Annotated in this window: 19 protein-coding genes; 7 read left to right on the forward strand and 12 right to left on the reverse strand. The window is 70.5% G+C overall.

Annotated features, from left to right (window positions below; genetic code table 11):
• Positions 1–9: 9 nt before the first annotated feature.
• The 3 genes from O9Y01_RS07250 to O9Y01_RS07260 are packed head-to-tail and all read right to left on the reverse strand — an operon-like array spanning position 10 to position 2,635.
• Positions 10–765 carry a head GIN domain-containing protein gene (locus tag O9Y01_RS07250; protein ID WP_183105550.1) on the reverse strand — a complete coding sequence of 252 codons (756 nt, stop codon included), beginning with the start codon at positions 763–765 and terminating at the stop codon, positions 10–12.
• Positions 762–1,529, reverse strand: coding sequence for a LytR/AlgR family response regulator transcription factor (locus tag O9Y01_RS07255; protein ID WP_183105551.1), 768 nt, complete (start codon positions 1,527–1,529; stop codon positions 762–764). The genes O9Y01_RS07250 and O9Y01_RS07255 overlap by 4 nt, the downstream gene beginning before the upstream one ends.
• The gene (locus O9Y01_RS07260) at positions 1,526–2,635 is read right to left on the reverse strand and encodes a sensor histidine kinase (RefSeq protein WP_269630864.1); all 1,110 of its coding nucleotides are present in this window, start codon (positions 2,633–2,635) and stop codon (positions 1,526–1,528) included. The genes O9Y01_RS07255 and O9Y01_RS07260 overlap by 4 nt, the downstream gene beginning before the upstream one ends.
• A 311-nt stretch (positions 2,636–2,946) precedes the next feature.
• Between O9Y01_RS07260 and ssb the strand changes: the two genes are divergently transcribed.
• The 3 genes from ssb (at position 2,947) to O9Y01_RS07275 (ending at position 7,531) form a co-directional block, all read left to right on the forward strand.
• Complete coding sequence (gene ssb / locus O9Y01_RS07265; RefSeq protein WP_269630865.1) at positions 2,947–3,498, forward strand: single-stranded DNA-binding protein; 552 nt, start codon at positions 2,947–2,949, stop codon at positions 3,496–3,498.
• Between the two features lie 258 nt (positions 3,499–3,756).
• Positions 3,757–5,511, forward strand: a complete 1,755-nt coding sequence (locus tag O9Y01_RS07270) for an outer membrane protein assembly factor BamB family protein (protein WP_269630866.1) — start codon at positions 3,757–3,759, stop codon at positions 5,509–5,511.
• Positions 5,512–5,998: 487 nt separating this feature from the next.
• Positions 5,999–7,531 (forward strand): outer membrane protein assembly factor BamB family protein, encoded by a 1,533-nt coding sequence (locus O9Y01_RS07275; RefSeq protein ID WP_269630867.1) that lies wholly within the window; start codon positions 5,999–6,001, stop codon positions 7,529–7,531.
• Positions 7,532–7,569: 38 nt separating this feature from the next.
• Here O9Y01_RS07275 and O9Y01_RS07280 read toward each other — a convergent pair whose 3' ends face one another.
• Positions 7,570–7,836 (reverse strand): VF530 family protein, encoded by a 267-nt coding sequence (locus O9Y01_RS07280; protein WP_269630868.1) that lies wholly within the window; start codon positions 7,834–7,836, stop codon positions 7,570–7,572.
• Positions 7,837–8,268: 432 nt separating this feature from the next.
• On the opposite strand from O9Y01_RS07280, the gene O9Y01_RS07285 reads away from it, so the two are divergent.
• Entirely contained in the window at positions 8,269–8,727 is a 459-nt protein-coding gene (locus tag O9Y01_RS07285; RefSeq protein WP_269630869.1) for a TerB family tellurite resistance protein, read from the forward strand.
• 15 nt (positions 8,728–8,742) lie between these two features.
• On the opposite strand, the gene O9Y01_RS07290 is transcribed toward O9Y01_RS07285, so the two are convergent.
• A complete protein-coding gene (locus tag O9Y01_RS07290; RefSeq protein WP_269630870.1) occupies positions 8,743–9,636 on the reverse strand; it encodes a LysR family transcriptional regulator in 894 nt (297 codons plus the stop codon).
• Between the two features lie 109 nt (positions 9,637–9,745).
• On the opposite strand from O9Y01_RS07290, the gene O9Y01_RS07295 reads away from it, so the two are divergent.
• A complete protein-coding gene (locus O9Y01_RS07295) occupies positions 9,746–10,189 on the forward strand; it encodes a hypothetical protein (RefSeq protein ID WP_269630871.1) in 444 nt (147 codons plus the stop codon).
• Between the two features lie 78 nt (positions 10,190–10,267).
• The gene (locus O9Y01_RS07300; RefSeq protein WP_269630872.1) at positions 10,268–10,441 is read left to right on the forward strand and encodes a hypothetical protein; all 174 of its coding nucleotides are present in this window, start codon (positions 10,268–10,270) and stop codon (positions 10,439–10,441) included.
• A gap of 17 nt (positions 10,442–10,458) precedes the next feature.
• Here O9Y01_RS07300 and O9Y01_RS07305 read toward each other — a convergent pair whose 3' ends face one another.
• The 7 genes from O9Y01_RS07305 to O9Y01_RS07335 all read right to left on the reverse strand — a co-directional run bounded on the left by O9Y01_RS07305 (position 10,459) and on the right by O9Y01_RS07335 (position 18,527).
• Entirely contained in the window at positions 10,459–11,823 is a 1,365-nt protein-coding gene (locus O9Y01_RS07305; RefSeq protein ID WP_269630873.1) for a cyanophycinase, read from the reverse strand.
• A 175-nt stretch (positions 11,824–11,998) separates the two neighbouring features.
• Positions 11,999–12,658, reverse strand: a complete 660-nt coding sequence (locus O9Y01_RS07310; RefSeq protein WP_269630874.1) for an arginine N-succinyltransferase — start codon at positions 12,656–12,658, stop codon at positions 11,999–12,001.
• The gene (locus tag O9Y01_RS07315; protein ID WP_269630875.1) at positions 12,658–13,704 is read right to left on the reverse strand and encodes an arginine N-succinyltransferase; all 1,047 of its coding nucleotides are present in this window, start codon (positions 13,702–13,704) and stop codon (positions 12,658–12,660) included. The genes O9Y01_RS07310 and O9Y01_RS07315 overlap by 1 nt, the downstream gene beginning before the upstream one ends.
• Positions 13,701–14,684, reverse strand: coding sequence for a GlxA family transcriptional regulator (locus O9Y01_RS07320; protein WP_269630876.1), 984 nt, complete (start codon positions 14,682–14,684; stop codon positions 13,701–13,703). Before O9Y01_RS07320 ends, O9Y01_RS07315 begins: the two co-directional genes overlap by 4 nt.
• Before the next feature lie 13 nt (positions 14,685–14,697).
• A complete protein-coding gene (locus O9Y01_RS07325) occupies positions 14,698–16,086 on the reverse strand; it encodes a YfcC family protein (RefSeq protein ID WP_269630877.1) in 1,389 nt (462 codons plus the stop codon).
• An 8-nt stretch (positions 16,087–16,094) separates the two neighbouring features.
• On the reverse strand, positions 16,095–17,213 hold the full coding sequence (locus O9Y01_RS07330) for a succinylglutamate desuccinylase/aspartoacylase family protein (RefSeq protein ID WP_269630878.1): 1,119 nt from the start codon (positions 17,211–17,213) through the stop codon (positions 16,095–16,097).
• A gap of 57 nt (positions 17,214–17,270) precedes the next feature.
• Positions 17,271–18,527, reverse strand: a complete 1,257-nt coding sequence (locus O9Y01_RS07335; RefSeq protein WP_269630879.1) for a cyanophycinase — start codon at positions 18,525–18,527, stop codon at positions 17,271–17,273.
• A gap of 273 nt (positions 18,528–18,800) precedes the next feature.
• On the opposite strand from O9Y01_RS07335, the gene O9Y01_RS07340 reads away from it, so the two are divergent.
• Entirely contained in the window at positions 18,801–21,497 is a 2,697-nt protein-coding gene (locus tag O9Y01_RS07340) for a TonB-dependent receptor (protein ID WP_269630880.1), read from the forward strand.
• The last annotated feature ends 50 nt before the right edge of the window (positions 21,498–21,547 follow it).

Consider the following 21,547-nt stretch of genomic DNA (forward strand, 5'->3'; position numbering starts at 1 on the left):
GCCCCGCGCTCAGCGCGGCGGCTTCTCCCCCAGCGCATTGACGCGCGCCAGACCGCTGGTGCGGCGCTTCACCTCGGGCGCGCCCCAGTACTCGACCGTGCCGATGCCGGACACGCTCACGCGGAGCTCGTCCGTCACCCACAGATTGGCCTGACCGATGCCGCTGATGGCCACGGTGGCCTGGTCCGCGCGCAGCTGCTCGGCCAGCAGCTTGCCCTTGCCGGTGATCTGCAGGTTCAGGTCCTGCACCTGACCCTTGAGCAGGCCCTCGCCCGAGCCGGAGATGCCGAAGCTGAGCTGCTCGGCCACCAGGTCGTCGAAGCGCACCTGGCCGGCCCCGGAGATGTGGATGGCCAGGCGTTGCACGCGCACCGGCTCGGCCGCACGCAGGTCCGCGGCCCCCGAGATGACCAGCTGGCGCAGCTGGCGCATGCTCACGTCCACCTGCAGGCGCTGGCTGTTCCAGAACTTCCAGCTGCCCGAGGGGCGGATCAGCAGCTTGTCGTGCTGGAGCTCGACGCTGATGTCCTTCTGCAGTTCGGCATCGCCCGCGATGAAGACCTGGTCCCGCGGCCCCTGAACCAGGCGCAGCTGGGCGGAGCCGGCGATCTCCAGGCGATCAAAGGGGCCGGGGGCGTAGACCCGGCCTTCGGGCTCCTGGGCCCGGGCCGCGAAGGGCAGCAGGGCCAGGGCCGAGGTCAGGGCCACGGCCAGGCCGCGAGCCAGCCGCGAAGGCAGGGAGGGGGAGGGAGTGGAGGCGTTCATATCGACTGCTCACGCAAACGCTTGGAGACCTCGCGGCTGGCCGTGAAACGCGTGCCATCGCGCATCTGGACCACCAGCTGGGAGTTCTCGTCCGGACTCATGGACTCGACGAAGTCGAGGTTGACGATGCAGCTGCGCTGCAGCTTCAGGAAGCGCAGCGGGTCCAGGCGCTGCTCGAAGGCGGTGATGGGCAGGCGCACCAGGAACTGGCGGCCGCGGCTGGCCACGGCGGTGTACTTGGTGTCGGAGCGCAGGTACTCGATGGCCTCGACCTGCAGCGGGAAGATCTTGCCCTGGTCCCGCACCAGGATGCGGGTCAGTGGCTCCAGTTCGGCGCCAGGCAGGGCCGCGGTCTCCAGCGCGCCCTGCCATTGCTGCAGGTGGCCGACGGTCTGCAGCGCGTGCTGCACGGCCTCGTCGAAGCGCTCCTGCGAGAAGGGCTTGAGCAGGTAGTCCACGGCATGCAGCTCGAAGGCGGCCAGGGCGTGCTCGTCATAGGCGGTGGTGAAGATCACCGCGGGGCTCTGGCTCATGCCCGCCTCGCCCAGGGCGCGCAGCACCTGCAGGCCGGTCATGCCGGGCATCTGGATGTCCATGAAGACGAGGCCCGGCTGCAGGCGCTGGATGGCCTCCAGCGCCGCCGGTCCGTCGCTGCACTGGGCCACCAGCTCCAGCTGGGGCAGGGCCTGGACCCACTCGGCCAGGGCCTCGGCGGCCAGGGGCTCGTCCTCGGCGATGAGGGTGCGTATGCGGGGGGAGTTCATGCTTCTTGCGGAATCCAGAGGTCGACGCGAAAGCCCGCGCCGGGCTGGGTGTGGACGCGCAGGCGCGCGCGGCCGTCGTAGTCCAGGGCAAAGCGCCGCCGCAGGGCGCCCAGGCCGATGCCGCTGCGGCCGGGCCGCTCGGCCTCCAGCTGGGCGGGGTCGCAGCCTTCCCCATCGTCCTGCACACACAGGTTGAGGCCGCCGTTGAGGGCATCGCGCTGGGCGCTGATCTGGATGGTGCCGCCCTGCACCCGCGGCGCGATGCCGTGCACGATGCAGTTCTCCACCAGGGGCTGCAGGGTCAGGGGCGGCACTTCGTCCTGCAGCACGGCTTCGTCCAGGGTCCATGTCACCCGCAGCCGGGCGCCCAGGCGCAGGGCCTCCAGGGCGAGGTAGTCGCGCACGAAGTCCAGCTCCTGCTGCAGGCCGACCCGGTCGGTGGCACTGCGCTTGCTGTCCAGCACGTAGCGCAGCATGCCCGAGAAGCGCAGCAGGGCCTGCTCGGCCGCGCGGGCGTCCTTGCGGGTCAGGGCGATGAGGGAGTTGAGGGTGTTGAAGAGGAAGTGCGGGTTCAGCTTGCCGCTGATGACGGACAGCTCGGCGCTCGCCAGCGCGGATTCCGCCTGTGCCGCCGCAATGGCCAGCGAGCGGGCCCGCCGCGCGCTGAAGACCGCGCCGAAGCCGGTGGCCAGGGCCGCGTAGGCGATCAGGCCCCAGATGGCGCGCCAGAGGATGTACTGGGCCAGCATGGCGTCGGCATGCTCGGTGCCGAAGAGGGCCTGCGTGAGCTGGTAGTCCAGCACCAGCCAGACCCCGCTGAAGAGCAGGGCCGCGCCGGCATGCAGCAGGGCCAGCTGCCAGAAGGGGCGGCTGCGCCGGCTGATCCAGCCCATCCAGGGGTGGACCGCCGTGCCCAGCAGCATGGGTGCCCACAGCGTCATCGTCGACTGCAGCAGGGCTTCCCAGATCTTCCAGGGGCCGCTCTGGAACTCGGTGCCGGCCAGTACGAACAGGCCCCAGGTGAGCGTGCACACCCCGGCATAGCCCAGCCACAGCCGGCGCGAGGAGGGCCGGGTGGTCGTGGGGCGGGGACGGGGAGCAGACATGGCGCCATCCTAGCCAAGCCGCGCGGGCCGCCGGCCCCGGCTGGGACCAAGTGCCGGAAGCCGGGCATGGCGTGCGATTCCCGGACCGCTGGACCGGCCGCTCAGGCCTGGCCGCCCTGCCCGCCGGCTGCGGCATGGGCCGCGCCAGGGCGCGATACCGGACCCGGCCGCCGCCCTGCGAGCGGCCCCCCAGCTGGCGTGCACGCCGCTCGTTCCCGTCTTCGGGGGACGGTTCGGGGAAGCCCTGCCCGGGGTCCCGGCCGGGCCGCACGGCATAATCGGGGGTTTGAATTCCTGTCCGCGAGCGCTTCATGGCATCCGTCAACAAAGTCATCCTCATTGGCAACCTGGGCCGTGATCCCGAGGTTCGCTACACCCCCAGCGGCGCCGCGGTCTGCAACATCAGCCTGGCGACCACCCGCAACTGGAAGAGCCGCGAAGGCGGCGAGCGCCAGGAAGAAACCGAATGGCACCGCGTGGTCTTCTATGACCGCCTGGCCGAAATCGCCGGCGAGTACCTGAAGAAGGGCCGCCCCGTCTATGTGGAAGGCCGCCTGAAGACCCGCAAGTGGCAGGACAAGGAAGGCCGCGACCAGTACACCACCGAAATCATTGCCGAGCAGATGCAACTGCTGGGCGGCCGTGACAGCGGCGGCGGCGGTGACGACTTCGGCGGTGGCGGCGGTGGCTACAGCCGTGAGCGCAGCGCCCCGCAAGGTGGCCAGGGCGGCGGCGACGACTTCGGCGGCGGCGAGGCCCGCGCCCCGCGCGCTGCAGCCCCCCGCGCCCCGGCCCCGCGCCCGGCCCCCGCGCCGCGTCCGGCCACCGGCTTTGATGACATGGATGACGACATCCCGTTCTGACGAGTCCTCACGGACTGGCGCCCTGCGCCAGCAACCAAGCCCCGAAGGTCTCCACCTTGCGGGGCTTTTTTGATGGGTGCGAACTGCGCACTGCCGCAGCGGTGCCCACGGCCTCCGGTCAAGCACGCTGTCACAGTGCTGATGGATGCTTCGCGCCACCAATCCAAGCAAATCAAACAAAGAAGAGGGAAATCCATGTCAAGACAATCACCCGCCTGCTCGAACGTTCAAGGCCTCCACTTGCCTTCGAGCCGGGCCTTGGGCCTGGCAAGCGTCCTGCTGGCCGCCGCGCTGAGCACTGCTTGCGGCGGTGGCGGCGGTGGCAGCGCACCTGTGCCTGGCCCTACGCCCACGCCGACACCGACACCGACACCGACACCCACGCCGACGCCGACGCCGACGCCGACGCCGACGCCCACGCCCACGCCCACGCCCACGCCCACGCCCACGCCTACGCCTACGCCCACGCCCACGCCTACGCCCACGCCTACGCCTACGCCCGGCGGCGCCTGGCTGAGCTTTGCGCCTTCGCAGGTGGAGATCACGGCCTATGCGGGTGAGACACAGAAGTTCTCGATCGTCGCCCGGTCATCGAAGACGATCGCGGGCCTCGTGACCGCTGCGGTCATCGACAAGAAAGGGGTCACCACGGGTGACCTCAGCCTGTCCCCGAGGAGCGAGCTGAGCTATGTCGCGGAGATAAACCTGTCTCCCGAACTCGCCCCTGGCCTCTACCAGGGCAGCTTCGAGGTCCGCGTGTGCCGGGACGATCCCCGCGTCTGCGCCCAGCCGCTCGAAGGTTCGCCTTGGAACGTCCCGTACAAGATCACGGTACAGCAGCCCAGCAACCTGACGACGCTGAGGCCTCTGGCCGGGGTCCGGGGCTGGTCCGGCCAAGGCGGGCAGGCCTCGCGGAATGCCGATGTGACGACCGCCGACATCAAGGCAGCCAACTTCACCCGGCGCTGGGTCAACGCCCGTTCCTGGACCGCCCTGCTCAGCGAGGGCGGTCGGCTCTACAGGACCTGGGACAGCATGGCTGCCTTCTCGGAGCACGATGGAGCGCAGCTGTGGGAAAACGGCACGCACCGCTGGTTGAGTAGCTTCTCCGCAGCTAACGGCAAGCTGTGGGCGGTCTATGCCAACTACGACTCGTTCTCCGGCGGGTCCGCGACGACGCTGCTGTCCGTCGATGGCGCCAGCGGCACAGAGCTTAAGAAGGTCAAGCTCGATGCGGCGCCTCCGCTCACCTCCTCGCCGCTCCCGACGGTAACAGTGGGCCCTGTGGTGGATGCGGGTGCCGTGTACGCGGGCACGACCTTCGGCCTGGTCAGCCGCTTGACGGAGCCGGGCGGTGCCAGCGTCTGGAGCATCAGGCCTCTGGGCGAAGTGACCAAGGCCGATGGCGTGAACTTCCCCTTCTCCGTGGCCGGTGGGCGCGTGGTGGGCTTTGACGGCGTCACCCTGTGGAGTGTGGAGGCCAACAGCGGTGCCGCGCAGTTCAAGCTGCCGCTGACAACGACTCAAGTGAAGGCATACCAGGCGGTGGAGCCGGTGCTGGGGCCGTCCGGCACGGCCTACGTGTCGACCAGCTTCTCCTCGTCGCCCACGTCCACCAGCAGCGTGTTGCTGGCCGTGGATCTCGCGAAGGGCCAGCAGCGCTGGACGAAGTCCGGTGTCGCCTCCAGGGTCGTCGAACGGCAGGGCCTGGTCTATGCCCTCGACAAGAGCGGTGCCCTGCTGGCCCTGGACGTGGCCACGGGCCAGGAACAGCGGCGTTGGGAGTTGCCCGAGGAGTACTTCGCCGCCTATGGCGGCCTGTCCAGGTTCAACCTCATCCTGGTCGGCCCCTATGCCTTCCTTTCCGTGGGGAACTCGGTGGGCGGTGCCACCTACGCCGTCGACCTCGCCACCTACCAGACGGTCTGGCGCTATCCGGCCGCCGGCGCGCTGGGCGTCACCGAGAACGGCACCCTGCTGATCGACGGGACCATCGCCATCAATCTGCAGTGAGCCCAGGAGGCTGCGGCGAGCGCGATGCCTGGGCTCGCGCCCGCCGCGGCGGCTGGTCTCGCCGCGCGTGCAGCCGGTGCCTTTGTCGGTGCCGGCAGCGCTTGCCCAGGCCACCGATGTGTGTCCGTATGCGTCGGGCGCCCACGGCGCCTGGCCGCGGACTTGAGCTGTGAGGCGTGAGGCATAATCGGGCCCAAATTCAAGAGCCCTGCACCAGGGACCCCAAGGGAGTGATTTCTAGATGCAAGTGAAGCCTGAGATGCGCTCTGTGCGCCATGCGTGGCCTGTGGCCCCCACTCGAGGCCTGGTTGCTGCCCTTCTCGTCGCTGCACTGAGTACCGCCTGCGGTGGCGGAGGGGGAGCGAGCCAGACCCCCACGCCGACCCCCACGCCCACACCCACACCCACGCCAACACCGACTCCAACTCCAACACCCATCCCGGCACCCACGCCGGGTGGCGAATGGCTGGCGCTCGCGCCGACCTCGATGGAGATCACGGCCTATGTGGGAGAGGAGCAGAACGCCTACTTCGCCGCCCGGCTGTCCAAGACGCTGACCGGCACGGTGCGGTGCGGCTTCAAGGACCCGGGCGGCGTGCTCGCCTCGGCCAGGGTGGGCGGCACGGTGGGAGGGGACTGCCTGGCGCTGCGCGATGACGGCCGTCTGAGCGCCAGGACGCTGCTGTCGGCCCAGGCGGCCGAGGGCAGCGTGCAGGGCTATCTGGAGGTCCGGCTGTGCCGCGACGATCCCGCCGTGTGCACCCAGCCCATCGAGGGCTCGCCCTGGTACCTGCCCTACAAGGTCAAGGTGCTGAAGCCGTCCAATCTGAGCCCGCTCCAGCCGCTGCCGGGGGCCTTTGCCTGGTCGCAGTCCTGGGGGCGCGCCTCCAGGAATGCCGACGTGCCCGCCAGCGTCTCGGCCCTCAACTTCAATCGCCGCTGGTCCAACCGCAACGTCACCTGGGCGCGGATGTCGGACGGCGGCCGGATCTACACCAACTGGTCGTTGTACGGCGGCCAGCGCGAGCTGGGGGCCTTCTCGGAGCAGGACGGCGCCAGGTTGTGGGGCCCTCTGCAAGCGATGGACTGGCTCAGCACCCCCGCCGCCGGCAATGGCAGGATCTGGGCGGTCACGCGCGTGCCGGACCTGACCGTCAATCAGGACCGCGCCGTCCTGGCCGCCTTCGACGGCACCACCGGCCAGCAAGTCCGGCAGGTGCTGCTGGAGGACGCCGCCCCGTTCTCGCCCTCGCGCACCATCACCCAAAGCCCCGTGCTGGACGCCGGCTCGGTGTACGCCAGTACCACCCTGGGCCAGGTGAGCCGCCATCGGGAGTCCGATGCCAGCAAGGTCTGGAGCGTCAGGCCCACGCCCGGCTTCTTCGGCGCCACCTGGGGCAGCGACTACCCCTTCTCCGTGGCCGATGGCCGCGTGGCGGGCTTTGACGGCAGCACGCTGTGGGCCCTGGATGCCGGCAACGGGGCCACCCTCTTCACGCTGAAGCTGACGAAGGCAGCGGCCGCGGCCGCGGTCACGGGCACGCCGACCGCGCCGGCCCTGGGACCGTCCGGCACGGCCTATGTGTCGATGCACTATGCCGTGAATCCCCAGGATTTGGGCACGGGACTGTGGGCCGTGGACCTGGCCAAGGGCACGCAGCGCTGGTTCACCCCGGGCGTTGCCTCCAATGCCGTGGAGCGTGCGGGCACGGTCTACGTCGCCGGCATGGACAACAGCCTGCTCGCGCTGGACGCGGCCACCGGCAAGGAGCTGTGGCGCTGGAACGTCCCACTGGAGGATGCGGAGTTGTGGCCGCAGACCTCCGACTTGAAGGCCGTCCTGGTCCTGGTCGGCAAGCTGGCCTTCGTGTCCGTCGGGGGTTCCGCCACGGGCGCCACCTATGCCATCGACCTGGACAGCCACCAGCCGGTCTGGCGCTACCACCAGGGTGGTGATCTCACCGTCACGGAGAACGGCGTGCTGCTGATCAATGGCGCGGTGGCCATCAACCTGCGCTGAGGCGGGCTCGCGAGCCGGGTTCTCCGGGCCCTTCGGCCTCAGCTCCGGTCCCGCGCCTGCCGCGCACGCTCCCTCAGCATGAAGAGATAGAGGCTCTCCACCTTGGCCCGCGCCCAGGGCGTGCGGCGCAAGAACTTCAGGCTGGACTGGACGCTGGGCTCGAAGGCGAAGCAGCGCAGCGGGATGCGCTCATCCAGGCCGGTCCAGCCGTACTCCTCCTGCAGCGCAATGACGATGGCTTCCAGCGTCAGGCCGTGCAGGGGGTTGCGGGGCTGTTGCCGGGGCTCGGGCGGGGAGGTGCTCATGGCGCGATTGTCGCCGCCCTGGGCGGGCCCGGCTCCACGGCCAGGCGCAGCGGGTGAGCCACCCGCAAGGTCGGCGCGTCGGCCCGTTCGCGGCCGGAGGCTACTTCGCTTTTTTCTACGCGAGTGCCTGATTTTGTCTGCTTTTATAGAAAAGTCGGCGCCCGCACAGTCAGGGCTCCTGTCCCCGGAGATCCTGCGAATGTCCCGATCCCATCCCGCCCCTGGCCCTCGCATGGCGCTGTCCGCCTTGAAGGGTTTGCTGGCTGCCTGGCTGGCCCCCCTGCTGGCCTCGTTGACGGCCGTCTGGCCGGCGAGGCCGGCGCCGCAGCTGGTGCCCGTGCGTATCCGGCAGTGGCCCCGGGACCGGGAGCGGCCGTACCGGTGAAGGCAGGCCGGTGTCCTGACCCCTGACCCCTGACCGTGGAGGTTCCCATGCGCAACTATCCTTGCAACAGCCCTGAAGCCGCCGCGCGCCTCGTGGCGCTGGTGCTTATCGCCGATGGCCATGTCTCCCGCGTCGAGCTCGATGCGCTCGAGACGATGCAGGTCGAGCAGACCCTGGGTCTCGCGCCCGGGGGGTTTGCCGAAGTGGTGCGACACACCTGCGAGGACCTGATGCTGGGCGCTTCCGGCCAGGCTTCGCTGGTGTGCCAGGTGGACGAGCAGACGCTGGACCTGCTGCTCGACGAGGTCACCGACCCGGCGCTGCAGCAATGCACCCTGCTGCTGGCTGCCGCGGTCGCCGTGGCCGATCGCCACATGGCGGACGCGGAAAGTGTGGTGCTGGAGGCGGCCCACCGCCGCTGGCACCAGACGCATGTGCAGTCCCTGTGCACCGGGCCGCTCATGCAGGGCCTGCCGCCGGCCCCGGTGACGCTGCCCGCGCCCTGATCGGCAGGCCCGCCCTCAGACGGCCGGGAGCAGGGCGGCCGCCTGGATCACCTGCCTGACCAGCGGGTGATGCTGCCCGCGCCTCGAATGCAGCGCGTAGATCTCCTCTTTCACCTGGTCACAGGACCCCAGGCGCCGCAGGCCCCGCGGCATGCCGAGGTCGCCGCTGCCGAGCTGGCTCACGGGAAACACACCGAGGCCTCGGGCGGCAAAGACGGCCAGCAGCGCGCTGTCCTCGAATTCGCCGACGATGCGCGGGCGCAGCCCCTCGCTCTCCAGCCAGTGGTCCAGCTTGCCCCGCAGCGCCGAATGCGAGGTGGGCAGCAGCACGGGCAGATCGTTGAGGCAGGCGGGGAAGCGGGCCTGCTCGGCCCTGCCGACGAGGTGGGTCGGCCCGTACCACTCGATCGGCGTCTCGACCAGGCGCACGCAGGCCAGGCGCAGATTGGGATTGCGCGGCGGCGCCTGGCCGGCCAGCACGAGGTCCAGGTGGTGCAGGGCCAGCTCGCTCATGAGCTGCTCGAACTCGCCGTCATGGCAGACGAGGCGCAGGTGAGGCGCCTCGAGCACCGGCGCCAGCAGGGCATGCGCGGACAGCTTGGAGATGCCGTCGGACAGCCCCACGCCCAGGCGCTGCACCTTGCCGCTGGCGGCCTCGCGAACTTCGTCCGCCAGGCCCTGGCCGAGATGGAAGATCTCCTCGGCCCGGGCGAAGGCGGCCTGACCGGCCTCGGTCAGCGCGACGCCGCGCCCGGCGGGCTTGAGCAGCTGGTGCCCCAGGGCGCGTTCCAGCTCGCGCACCTGGGCGCTGACGGTCTGCACGGCCATGTCCAGGCGGGCGGCCGCGCGCGCAAAGCCCCCTTCCTTGGCGACGACCCAGAAGTAGTGCAGATGGCGGTAGTTCAGCATGCGTCCTCCGCTGCGGAAAAACCGAATGCTAGTTGCGATTAAGGATGGTTTATCCGGAGCCTCGTCATGGCCACACTCGCAGCACTTGCATTGACCTGGAGCACTTCTCATGGCCGCCATGGCGTACGCGCTGAGCTGGTTTCTCGTGGCCTGCCTCCTGGCGGCGTGGTCCCTGGCCCTCTGGGCCCTGCATGGGCTGGCGGTCTGGGTGCTGGCGCAGCTGGGCGGGCCGAAAGGGCCGGAAGCACCCGACGGCGCCGGGGCCGGTGGCCCTGCGCTGCCGGCCTTGCCGGACTGGCTCGAGCCCTGGATGCCTGCGGAGTGGGTGGAGGCCTTGCAGTCCGGCCTCGCCCTGCTCGCGCCGGCCGCCCAGCAGCTGCTGGAGGCGCTGCCCTTGATGGCCGGCGGCGTCACCGCGGTGGCCTGGCTGGTCTGGGGCGCGGGGAGCGTGCTGCTGGTGGTGCTGGGGGCCGTGCTGCACGGGCTGATCGCCTTGTGCCGGCGGTCCCTGCCGGCGCCGCGTCCGCCCCTGCCGGCCGTGCCTGCCCCATGACACACCGTGCCGCCTGCACCATGCAGTGAACGGCAGCGCGCGGACGCCCCTTCCCCTGAACCCTGACGACTTCAAACCATGGACACCCTCTCCTTCGACACCCCCACCCTGATCCTCGGTGTGCTGACCCTGGCCCTGCTGGGCGTCACGCTGCAGGCCTGGCGCATGGGCAACGAGCGGCGCGATGTGGCGCTGCTCGGGGTCTGCAGCGGCGCGCTGGGACTGGGCACGGCCCTGGCGGTGGTCCTCTAGGCCGTGCCCCACCGGCCTCAGTAGATGTCCACCTTGGCCTTGTCCACGGTGTAGCGCCCGCCGCCGTAGTAGCCGCGGGTGCTGGCATCGCGGGTGAAGCGCAGCTTGATCACCGGGCTGGCGCCGGGGTATTGCGGGCCGCTGCTGTAGACGGGCACCGGCGCGCTGCCGATATTGGTGCTGGGCGACTGGTCGACCAGCCGGGTGAGGGACCTGGAGGTCTCCAGCGCGGCGAAGATGTCGGCCGAGTCGTAGTAGCTGCTGTAGTAGGGCGAGCCGATGGCGCTCTTGCTGCTGATCACCGTCTTGCTGGAATAGGTGTAGCGGTCGCCCGGCGTCAGCAGGCTCACCCGCAGGCCGTTGACCTTGTAGTAGGTGCCGGCCTGCACGCTGGCATTGGCCGTGTCCACGATCAGCAGGCGGTTGGCGCCGTAGACGGTGGCCGTCTGCGCCGAGGTGTCGACCAGCACGCCGGTGTTCTCGTCCACGCCCAGGCCCTGCTGCACGCCCATGTGGCGCAGGGCCGCGGCCAGGCGGCCCAGGCGGCCGGAGCGGCTGTCGAAATGGGTGTCGCTGAGCAGGCCGGCGGGCAGGAAGCCCAGGCCCTTCATGGTGGCGCCGTTCTCCAGGTAGCGCAGCGCGGCGGTGCCGTCGCGCGTGTCGCCCAGGGTCTGCCAGTCGGTGACGGCCTTGTCCTGCAGGTCCGCGCCGAAGTAGAGGTAGCCATAGCTGACCCCGGCCGCATGCATGCGCACGTTCAGCGCATGGTTGCCGGCGGAGTCCCCGGCGATGACGATGTTGCCGCTGCCGTTGTTCCAGCGAGCGCGCAGCGCGGCGGCCAGGGCGTTGTCGGCGCCGCTGTCGGTGAGGAAGCTGCGGATGATCTTGGCCTGGTCGCCGCCGACGAACCACACCGCGTCCGCCTGCTGGATCAGCGCGATATTGGCCTGGCCCTCCGGCGTGCCGCTGCTGGCGTGCACCGTGTAGTTGTCCACATGGGCCGTGATGTGCTTCGGGGAGAAGCCGTGGGTCTGGAAGAGCTTGTAGTAACCGCGCTTGAGGGCGCTGGTGGAGGTGGCCGGGATGTCGTTCTGGAAGGCGTCCAGGCCGGTGGCGTAGCTGTCCTTCGCTGCGGTGATGACGGCAATGCGCGGGCACACGGTCGTGGCCCAGTTCGTGCCGCAGTTGGCCGTGCTGCTGATGTTGGGCGTGAAGCCCTCGTCGCGGCCGGTGGCCTTGCGCAGGCCGTTGACGAAGAGGTCGGTGTTGCCGTCCTCATAGGCGCCGCCGGACAGGAACAGCTTGCCGGCCAGCGCCGGCCCGCTCAGGCCCAGCAAGGCGGCGCACAGCGCCGCGCCCAGGCGTCTTTGGCTTTTCTTCATGGCATTCCCAACGGTCCAGGGTGGCCCCGGTCGGGGCCTCTAACCCAGGCCCTGACCTTAGGGACGCCGGTGACCGCCGTGAAGCCGTCGCCTTGCCTTCTTGCGACGCGGACTTGCGTCGTTGTGACGCCTGCGGGAATGTCCTGAGCGGGGCAACCCGCAGCGGCGCGGTGTCTCAGCCGCGCGGCAGCGGGCAGCTCAGCACCGGGCCGCCGTCGTCGATGCGCACCTGCAGCGGCGGCAGGAAGCCCAGGCGCTGCAGCGTGGGCAGGAGCGCGGCATGGGCGGCATCGGTCTGTGCGCAGGCCTGCTGTGCGGCCTCGCCCAGGAAGGAGAGGTACAGCGTCTGCCGGGGCAGCAGCGCGGCCAGGTGGCTGCACCAGGCGCTGCCCCAGCGCGCCTGCGCGGCGGCCGCGTCATGCGGGTAGAAGCGTGCGCCCAGGGCCTCCCAGAAGGGCGAGCTGCCATCGGGCCTGCGCCAGCCGGGCAGCTCCAGGACCAGCCAGTCGCCGCAGGCCTCGCGGTGCCGGGCGATCCACTGGCGGGCGCCCTGCACCAGGGCCTCCAGCGCGAGGCTGCGCTCCGCGTCATCGAGGCGCTCGTCGAGCCACAGGCCGGTGAGCTCGGTGTCGCCCGTGTGGTCGTTGCTCAGCAGCAGGGTCTGCTGGACGCGGAACAGGCCCAGCTCCTGCGCAGCATGCACGACGCGGCCCAGGCGAAAGTGGTACAGGGGCAAGACCTGACCCCGGCGTGGCACCAGGGTCAGGCCGCCGCGGCCCTCGGGCAGGCTCAGGGCCACGCCTTCGTCCAGGGTTTGAACGATCAGCTCGGTCATCACGATTCCTCAGGCCACAGGGGCGTGCTCAGCAGGGTCTCGCCGGCGCGCGGCTGCAGGGCCGGCACCTCGTCGGCATGCAGGTTCTCGCCGATCTCGGCCAGCACCGCCGCGAAGTGCTCGCGGCCCGGCCGGACCACCAGATGCCAGCGCCGCGGCCCGCTCCCGGCGCCCGGCCGCACGGTGTGCTGGCGGTGGTGGCGGACGCTGCGCAGCGAGGCCAGCGGCGCCTCCACGGTGGGGCCGCCGTCGAAGATGTCGACATAGGTGTCGGCGTCGAAGCCCTCGTCCATCAGCACCGAGAAGGGCACCTCGCCCACCGGATGCAGCTGCCCCAGCGCCAGCTGCGCTGCGGCGGGCAGCAGCACCACGGGGATCGGAGAGGGCGGCATCAGGTCCGCGATCAGCGCCTTGCTGCGCCCGCCGATCACGGCCTCGGCCTGCGGATAGTCCATGCCGAAGAACTGGCGGCCGACGGCGTCCCAGAAGGGGCTCTGGCCCAGAGCATCGGTGACACCGGGGTTCTCCGCTGCGATGCGGTCCGAGAAGCGCTGCGCATGGGCCTGGATGAAGAGCAGCCGCGCCCGCGACAGCAGCTGCGCAGCCGCCGTGGGCTCGTAGCCGGGCTCAAGGAAGAAGGAGGTCAGCAGCGTGGCGCCGGTGAGGTCGTGGCACAGGTGCAGGGTGTGCATGCGCTGCGAGACGCCCAGCGTGGCGCTGGCATGCACGACGAACTCGTTGCGGTAGCTGTAGAAGCGGTCGAAGAAGCCCGCGCTCGCCGCGATGCCTGCGCAGCCCACCAGGCGGCCCGACGGGTGGTTGACTGCGCGGTCCTCCAGCACGAAGAGGTAGGTCTCCTCGCCGCTGGCATCGTCCGGGCTGCTGAAGGCCTGCACCGAGGCCTCGATGCGGGCGCGCAGCTTCGCCTCGTCGTTGGGCAAGGAGCTGATGCCGTCGGCACTGGCGGCGGCCATGCGCAGCATGTCGGGCAGGTCGGTGAGGGCGACGGGGCGCAGCAGCAGGCCCTGAAGGTCCAGGCCATTCATGAAAGGTCTCCCTGGGGCGCGGGCGCCAGCCAGCCGGGACGGCGGCTGCGCTCCTCGCGCGGTGTGTGGCCGTGATGGGCCTTGTAGGCATTGGAGAAATGCGGGCCGGAGGCAAAGCCGCAGCTGAGCCCGACCTGCAGGATCGATTGGGTGCCCTGCTGGAGCAGGCGCTGGGCCCGGTCCAGGCGCAGCGCCAGGTAGTGGCGCGAGGGCAGGGAGTCCAGGTGCTGCTTGAACAGGCGCTCCAGCTGCCGGCGGGAAACGCCCACCAGCCGCGCCACCTCCTCGGTGGGCAGGGGCTCGGCGAGGTTGGCCTCCATCAGCGCCAGGGCCTCGGCCAGCTTGGGGTTGGCGACATCGCGCGCTTCCAGATGCTCGCGCCGCTGCCGGTCCTCGGCGGGACGGCTGTGGCGCAGGTCCATGGCCAGCAGCCATTCCTGCTGCACGGGCTCGCCATGCAGCTGGTGCGCCCAGGCGCCGATCAGGTCCGTGGCCGCACTGGAGGTGGCACTGAAGCGGCGCCGCGCCAGCGTCAGGTCCCACAGGCCCTGCGACCAGGCCACCTGGGGATGCCGGGCCGCGAGGCGGTCCAGCCAGGCCCAGTCGGCGCAGGCCCGGTGGCCGTCCAGCAGGCCGGCCGCGGCGAGGGCGGCGGCGCCGCTGCCCAGGCCGCCCAGCAGCACGCCGTCCCGGTCCCAGGCCTGCAGCAGGGCCTGCAGGCGGACATCAGGCGCGCCGGGTTCGCCGGCCAGGACCACCACCGTGTGCCAGCGATCGGCCGCAGCGGGCACGCGACCGTGCACGGCCACGCCGCTGCTGGCCACGACCGGCCCTTCGTCCAGGGCCAGGATGCTCAGCGCATACAAGACCTGACCCTGCTGGGCATTCAGCGCCGCCAGCCCGTCCGCCCAGGCGCCCAGGGCGCGCAGGGGGAAGCCCGGCAGCAGCAGGCATCCGATGGCGCGGGTGGTGGGGGGCATGGCCTGACTGTAATCAAGTCCAGCGCTGCAGCGCCGGCCAGCTCAGCAGCAGCAGGGCCATCAGCAGGTACAGGGCCTGCAGAGGCAGCATCCAGCGCACCCAGGTGCCCAGGGGCAGGCGCGCCAGGGCCAGCACGCCCACGGTGATGCCGGAGGTCGGGATGATGGGCGTGGTCAGCTCGCCCAGCTGGAAGGCCAGCACGGCGGTCTGGCGGGTCAGGCCCACCAGGTCGGCCAGCGGGGCCATGATGGGCATGGTCAGCGCCGCCTGTCCTGTGCCGGAGTGGATGAAGAAGTTGACCACCGACTGGATCAGGAACATCTTGTGCGCCGCGAACACCGGCTGCTCCGAGGCCACCAGCGGGGCCAGGGCGTTGAGCAGGGTGTCGATGATCTGGCCCTCGCGCAACAGGATCACCGTGCCCTTGGCCAGCGCAATCACCAGCGCCGTGCCGACGAGGTCCCGCGCGCCGTGCAGGAAGGCGGCCATGAACTCGTCGGCCGAGAGCCGCGCCACCAGGCCCACGCTCACGGCCATCACCAGGAACAGCGCGGCGATCTCCTCGATGTACCAGCCCAGGCGCACCACGCCGCCAATCATCACCAGCAGCGAGCCGGCGAACAGGGCCAGCACAGTCTTGTGGCGCCGCGTCATGCCGGCGAACTGCTCGAAGGCGGCCAGGTCCATCTCGGCGCGGCGGGCCTGGTCGGCTTCATACGTCGGGCTCAGTGTGGGGTCGCGCCGGATGCGCGCCGCCCACCACTGCAGGAAGGCGATGGTGAGGCCCGTCGCCAGCGCCCAGCACAGCGCGCGGTAGCCCAGGCCCGAGAACATGGGCACGCCCGCGATGCCCTGGGCCACGCCCACGTTGAAGGGATTGAGGAAGGCCGTGGCAAAGCCGATCTGCGAGCCCACGAAGGGGATGGCCACGCCGGTGAGCGTGTCCAGCTTCAGGGCCAGGGCCAGGGGGATGAAGATCAGCACGAAGGGGATCGCCTCCTCGGCCATGCCGAAGCTCGCGCCGCCCAGCGAGAACAGGGTGACGAAGACCGGGATCACCAGGGCCCGCACCAGGGCCGAGCGCTGGTGGGCCCGGGCGACGGACTTGATCAGCGCATCGATGGCCTCGGTCTTCTGCAGCACCGCGAAGGCACCGCCCACGACCAGCACGAAGCCGATGATCAGCGCCGCTTCCACGAAGCCCTTGATTGGCGCGGTGAGGAAGGCCGCGAAGCCCTGCGGCCGCGCCTCGACCAGGTGGAAGGTGCCGGGGACGATCAGCGTCTTGCCGTTGACCAGGGCCGTCTCGAAGCGGCCGCCGGGCACGATCCACGTCGCCAGCGCGATGAGGGCCAGCAGGCTGACAAGCAGCACATAGGTGTTGGGGAGTCTGAGCTTCATGGCGCGATTCACAGGGACAGCAGCTTGCCGCTGCGGTAGGCCTCGTGGCCGGCGATCTTGGCCAGGCGCATGCCGCGGCTGGCGTAGCGGCGTGCGGTGCGGGCGAAGCAGCGGCCGCTGGCGCGGGCGTGCAGGGGCGTGCGCTGGTCGGTGAGGGGGTCCACGATCTCGGCCACCAGCTCGCCCTTGAGCACCCAGTCCCCTGGCGCCTTGGCGAAGACCACGATGCCCGGGCAGGGCGCCGTCACCGGCTCGACGGCCTCCAGCGGCGTGGGCTCGCAGGCGGCGGGCGAGGGCGGCGGCTCGCCGGCGATGTGGCCCTGCTGCTGCAGGTAGGCGATCAGGCCTTGCGCGTCCTGCTCGGCCAGGGCCTGGCTCACGTCGGTCTCGCCGCGCAGCTCCACGGTCACGCCCACGCAGCCCAGCGGGTCGATGGGGTGGCGCCCCTCGAAGCGGGCGGCCAGCTCCCACCACAGGCGGGCCATCGTCTCGTCGAAGGGCTCCTCGCCCGCCAGCGGCGTGTGCAGCAGCGCCTGCGCGCCCAGGTAGGCGGCCAGCGGCCGCGCGGCCTCGACCTGCGCGCTGCCGACGTAGAGGTGCACCACCGCCTGGTTGTCGCAGTGCAGGTCCAGCACCAGGTCGGCGTCATGGGCCAGGCACTGCAGCTGGCGCTTGAGGGCCTCCGTCTCCGTCTGCGGCTGCCAGTGGCCCAGCTGCTGGCGCATCGCTTCGCGGATGTGGCGGGTGTTCGCCTGCAGGTCCGCCCCCAGCAGGGGCGCGACGGCGCGGGCGACGTCGTCCGCGAGGTGCCGGAACTGGCGGTTGAAGTTCAGCCCGGTGGCCAGATCGAAGCGGCCCAGGGCACTGCCCTGCAGGTCTTGCGACAGACCGATCGGGTTGGCCAGGGGCACCAGCACGATGCGGCCCTCGATGGCGCCGCCGGCCTCCAGGGCCTGCAAGCGCTGGATCAGTGCCTGAGCCACCAGCAGCGGCGGCACCTCGTCCGCGTGGAGCGAGGCCTGCAGATAGGCCTTGCGCCCGGAGCGGCCTGCGCCGAAGTGCAGGCTGCGCAGCTGGCGCTGGGTGCCGGCGTGCGCGGCGGGCAGGAGGTGGTGTTGAGTCAGCATGGCGTGGTCAGGCGGCAGCCCGCGGCGCGGGATGCCGGCGCTGGAGATGGCAGGGGGTCAGGGGTGGGGCGCGGACGCTGGCATGGCCGTGGGTCGCAGCGGCGTGTAGAGCGGATGGGCAAGCTGCACCGGGATCACATCGAGCCGGGCATTGAGCACGGTGTAGTCCTCGCCGCCCAGCGCGCCGCTGAACCAGCCTTGGAGGCCTGGTGACTTGTAGAGCCGGAACTCGAAGCCCAGGCGTGAAGCGCGGCCTCGCGCGCCGGGCACGGGTTCGTAGGCCAGCCCGCGCACCTCATCCGCCGGGCTGTCCAGCAGCTGGGCCATGGCGCTGACGATGGCACCGTCACCGAGGATGTCGCCGAAGAAGTGGCCGCGGGGCAGGTAGGGCTTGTAGTCGCTGGCGGCGGGGTCGATGCGGGGCTCGCGCAGCTTGTGGGGGGCAGGTGTTGCCTGATGGGTGGCGAGGTCGTAGCGGTCGCCGCTGTCCAGGTAGCTCAGGCGCGCGCCGCGCACATTGAAGGCGGGCAGCCGTGCGTCGCTGCGGGCCTCGCGCAGGTCCACCAGCAGCGCGCCGCGGGCGCCGATGACCTCGATCTGGCGGTCCTTGATCACCGCGGCAGAGTTCTCCTCCACGCCCAGTCCCAGCCGATAACCGAGACGTTGCATGGCCGGCAGGAGGCGCCCGATGCGACCGCGCTTGAGGAAGTGCTGGTCGATGAAGAGATCGGGGCCGACGAAGCCCAGGCCGCGGTCGTACTCGCGGCCCTCGCGCCACTGGCCGCGCAGGATGCTCAGGTTGTCCTGCGCATCGCGGAACATCATGCGGCTCATGATGGCCGCACCAGCGCTGGTGCCGGCCACCACGCCGCCGCGGTCGACGACCTCGTGGATGGCGCGCAGCATGGGGCTTGGCTGGCCGGCGGGCTGCAGGGTGTCCACGATCAGCTCCTGCGCGCCGCCCGAGAAGAAGACGCCCTGGCTGCTGCGCACCTGCTCGATCAGCGCGGGGTCGTTGAGCCGCGCCTGCAGGTCCTCGCCCGGCAGGCGCGGGGCGACGGGGATGAAGCGGGCGTCCGCGCCCTCGCGCTGCAGGGCCGTGATGATCTGCTGCGCGCTGCGCTCGGGGTTGGCCGCGGCAGTGGCGAAGACGGCGATGCGCGCGCCAGGGCCACCGGCCTCGCGGACCACGCGCTGCCAGACCGTGGGGTTGTCCTGGCGCAGTGCGCCGCCGATCACGATGGCGGTGCCGGCCTGGGCCAGGGTCGTGCACAGCAGGCTGCCGGTGCACAGGAGGAGTCGAAGGCGTTGCATGGCTTCATCTTGTCAGGACGACCGCCGCCGGGCCAGCGGGTTGCGCCCCGTTCAGGGCCTGCTTGCGCCTTCCACGCAAGTGCATGTCGCTTCATCGCAAGAGCCTGCGGCCCGCGTGGGGCGGGCCTGACGCCGGCTTGTCCGGAAGCGACAGGCATTTGCCTGCAAGCGACCGGCGCGCCAAAACCCCATAGGCAAGTCATGAGTGCCGTCCCTAGAGTGAATCCCAGCCCTCCTCCCTGGCTCATCCTCCTTCTCTCTCTTGAGGTTCTCATGACCCGTGCAAGCAAACCGTCCCTGACCCTGATGGCCCGCGCCGCCTGCCTCGCGCTGACCGCCCCTGCGCTGCTGGCGCAGGCCCAGGAAGCCGCGCCCAAGCTGGAGCGCGTGGAGATCACCGGCTCCAGCATCAAGCGACTGGAGGGCGAGCAGGCCCTGCCGGTGCAGACCATCAAGCGCGAGGAGATCGCCAAAGCCGGCGTGACCACCGCAGCCGAGCTGCTCAAGAACATCAGCGCCGCCGCGGCCAACCTGGGCGACGGCGCTTCCATCTCCGACAACACCGGCGGCCAGCGCGGCTTCAACGGCGCCAACCTGCGCGGCGTGGGCGTGTCCTCGACCCTGGTGCTGCTCAACGGCCGGCGTCTCGCCAACTTCGCCTCGCCGGGCGACGCGGCCGGCGTGGACCTCAACAGCATCCCTGCCGGCGCCATTCAGCGCGTGGAGGTGCTGAAGGACGGCGCCTCCGCCATCTACGGCACCGACGCCATCGGCGGCGTGATCAACTTCATCACCCGCCAGGACTACAGCGGCATCGACCTGGCCGCCTATGCCTCCGGCACGCAGGAAGGCGGCGCCGGCAAGCGCACCTTCACGATCAGCGGCGGCAGCGGTGACCTGCAGCGCGACGGCTACAACGTCTTCGCCACGCTGGATGTGCAGGCCCTGGACGCCCTGCGCTCCACCCAGCGCGAGTTCATCCAGGAGCGACCGCTGACGGAGACGGTGCCCTACTACCTCTCCAGCCGCCCCTACCCCGGCAACATCCGCCTGGCCAGCAATGCGGGCGCGCGCGCCGAGCAGCTGGCCGCCATCAACGCCGCCGGCTACACCTTCAACGGCAAGCCCTACACGCAGCGCACCCTGAACCTCTTCGCGCCGGCCTGCAATCCGCCGGCCTCCGTGTACGCGCCGACCCAGATCGGCGCCGAGGCCTGCGGCTATGACTACATGGCCGACACCGAGATCTATCCCAAGTCCGACAAGCTCTCCTTCCTCACCCGCGGCGTGATGAAGCTCGGCGAGGGCCGCCAGCTCTTCGGCGAAGTGCTGATGGCGCGTGCGGACACCGAGTACGTGCTCTCTCCCAATCCCACCACGCTCAGCGGCATGACGTGGTCGGCCGTCAACGCCTTCCTGCCCAAGCCGGTCAGCAATGGCCGGACCTTCGAGATCCGCTTCCGTGCCAAGGAGCTGGGCAACCGGACCAACGAGGTGCGCAGCGACGCCAACCGCGTGGTCGTGGGCACCACCGGCACCGTCTTCGGCGACTGGGACTACACCGCCGCGCTGAGCCATGCGCAGAACAAGGTGGCGGACCGCTACGTCGACGGCTACTTCAAGTTCAACGAGCTGCTGGACGCCGTGCGCGCCGGCAAGATCAACCCCTTCGGGCCCTCGCCGGAATCGAGCCGCGGCCTGATCGAGTCCCTGCGCGTGGACGATGTGGCCCGCCGCAGCGAGGGCACGACCTCGGGCCTGGACTTCAAGCTCACCGGCAGCCTTGCACAGCTGGAAGGCGGCGACCTGGGCCTGGCCGTGGGCGCCGAGCTGCGCCGCGAGACCCAGCGCTTCACGCCCTCGGCCCTGCTGATCAGCAACAACATCGGCGGCGACCGTGACAGCACCGGCACCAGCCCCGCGCCCGAGGCCACGAACTACGGCCGCAACATCACCTCCGCCTATGCCGAGCTGAGCGCCCCGGTGAGCAAGCAGCTGGAGCTGCAGGCGGCCGTGCGCGCCGACCACTACGAGAAGGTGGGCAGCTCGGTGAACCCCAAGCTGGGCCTGCGCTACCAGCCCAGCAAGACCGTGGTGATCCGCGGCTCGGCAGGCACCGGCTTCCGCGCCCCGACCTTCAGCGAGCTCTACCGCCCGGCCACCTACGGCACCAGCCCGGCCTTCCTGTATGACGCCGTCTTTGACGCCTTCGACCAGTACCCCACCGAGAAGGTGGCCAACCCCGACCTGAAGCCCGAGAAGAGCAAGCAGTTCTCCCTTGGCATCGCCTTCGAGCCCAGCAGCACCAGCCTGGTCAGCGTGGACTACTGGCAGATCCGCAAGACCGACGTGATCAGCGATCTCTCCGGCAAGATCATCCTGGAGAATGCCGAGCGCTACGCCTCCTACATCAAGCGCGACCCGGCCGATGACTACCCCACCCTGATCCTCAGGAAGGAGAACCAGGGCGGCCTCAAGACCTCCGGCATCGACCTGGAAGCCCGCTGGCGCTCCGCCGCGACCGACATGGGCCGCTTCGGCCTGAACTTCAGCGGCACCTACGTGATGCACTACCAGCGCCAGTTCGGCAGCGCCGAGCCCTACCTGGAGAACGCCGGCCGCTTCCTGCAGGACCAGGTCATCCAGCGCTGGCGCCACCGCATCTCGGCGGACTGGGACTTCGGCCCGCTTTCCCTGACCCTGGCCAACAGCTACTTCTCCGCCTACACCGATGACAGCTACCTGCCCGGCACCGAGCCCCGCCAGGTCAAGGCCTACTCGCTGTGGGACCTCAGCGGCAGCTACCGCTTCAATGAGCGCCTCAGCGTGCGCGCCGGCATCCAGAACCTGCTGAACACGGCGCCGCCCTTCTCCAACCAGTCCTACTACTTCCTCTCCACCTTCGACCCGACCTACACCGACCCGCGCGGCCGCAACTTCTTCGTCAGCCTGAACTACAAGCTGCGTTGATCCTGCGCTGATCGAGGTCTGCGGACCCTGACAGCCCCGGCGCCCTTCGC

Source organism: Pelomonas sp. BJYL3, assembly GCF_027257975.1.
Lineage (GTDB): Bacteria > Pseudomonadota > Gammaproteobacteria > Burkholderiales > Burkholderiaceae_C > Roseateles_B > Roseateles_B flavus.

Coding starts and splice junctions, on each gene's coding strand:
- O9Y01_RS07250 (WP_183105550.1), bottom strand. CDS start 765: ATGAACGCCTCCACTCCCTCCCCCTCCCTGCCTTCGCGGCTGGCTCGC.
- O9Y01_RS07255 (WP_183105551.1), bottom strand. CDS start 1,529: ATGAACTCCCCCCGCATACGCACCCTCATCGCCGAGGACGAGCCCCTG.
- O9Y01_RS07260 (WP_269630864.1), bottom strand. CDS start 2,635: ATGTCTGCTCCCCGTCCCCGCCCCACGACCACCCGGCCCTCCTCGCGC.
- ssb (WP_269630865.1), top strand. CDS start 2,947: ATGGCATCCGTCAACAAAGTCATCCTCATTGGCAACCTGGGCCGTGAT.
- O9Y01_RS07275 (WP_269630867.1), top strand. CDS start 5,999: ATGGAGATCACGGCCTATGTGGGAGAGGAGCAGAACGCCTACTTCGCC.
- O9Y01_RS07280 (WP_269630868.1), bottom strand. CDS start 7,836: ATGAGCACCTCCCCGCCCGAGCCCCGGCAACAGCCCCGCAACCCCCTG.
- O9Y01_RS07285 (WP_269630869.1), top strand. CDS start 8,269: ATGCGCAACTATCCTTGCAACAGCCCTGAAGCCGCCGCGCGCCTCGTG.
- O9Y01_RS07290 (WP_269630870.1), bottom strand. CDS start 9,636: ATGCTGAACTACCGCCATCTGCACTACTTCTGGGTCGTCGCCAAGGAA.
- O9Y01_RS07295 (WP_269630871.1), top strand. CDS start 9,746: ATGGCCGCCATGGCGTACGCGCTGAGCTGGTTTCTCGTGGCCTGCCTC.
- O9Y01_RS07300 (WP_269630872.1), top strand. CDS start 10,268: ATGGACACCCTCTCCTTCGACACCCCCACCCTGATCCTCGGTGTGCTG.
- O9Y01_RS07305 (WP_269630873.1), bottom strand. CDS start 11,823: ATGAAGAAAAGCCAAAGACGCCTGGGCGCGGCGCTGTGCGCCGCCTTG.
- O9Y01_RS07310 (WP_269630874.1), bottom strand. CDS start 12,658: ATGACCGAGCTGATCGTTCAAACCCTGGACGAAGGCGTGGCCCTGAGC.
- O9Y01_RS07315 (WP_269630875.1), bottom strand. CDS start 13,704: ATGAATGGCCTGGACCTTCAGGGCCTGCTGCTGCGCCCCGTCGCCCTC.
- O9Y01_RS07320 (WP_269630876.1), bottom strand. CDS start 14,684: ATGCCCCCCACCACCCGCGCCATCGGATGCCTGCTGCTGCCGGGCTTC.
- O9Y01_RS07325 (WP_269630877.1), bottom strand. CDS start 16,086: ATGAAGCTCAGACTCCCCAACACCTATGTGCTGCTTGTCAGCCTGCTG.
- O9Y01_RS07330 (WP_269630878.1), bottom strand. CDS start 17,213: ATGCTGACTCAACACCACCTCCTGCCCGCCGCGCACGCCGGCACCCAG.
- O9Y01_RS07335 (WP_269630879.1), bottom strand. CDS start 18,527: ATGCAACGCCTTCGACTCCTCCTGTGCACCGGCAGCCTGCTGTGCACG.
- O9Y01_RS07340 (WP_269630880.1), top strand. CDS start 18,801: ATGACCCGTGCAAGCAAACCGTCCCTGACCCTGATGGCCCGCGCCGCC.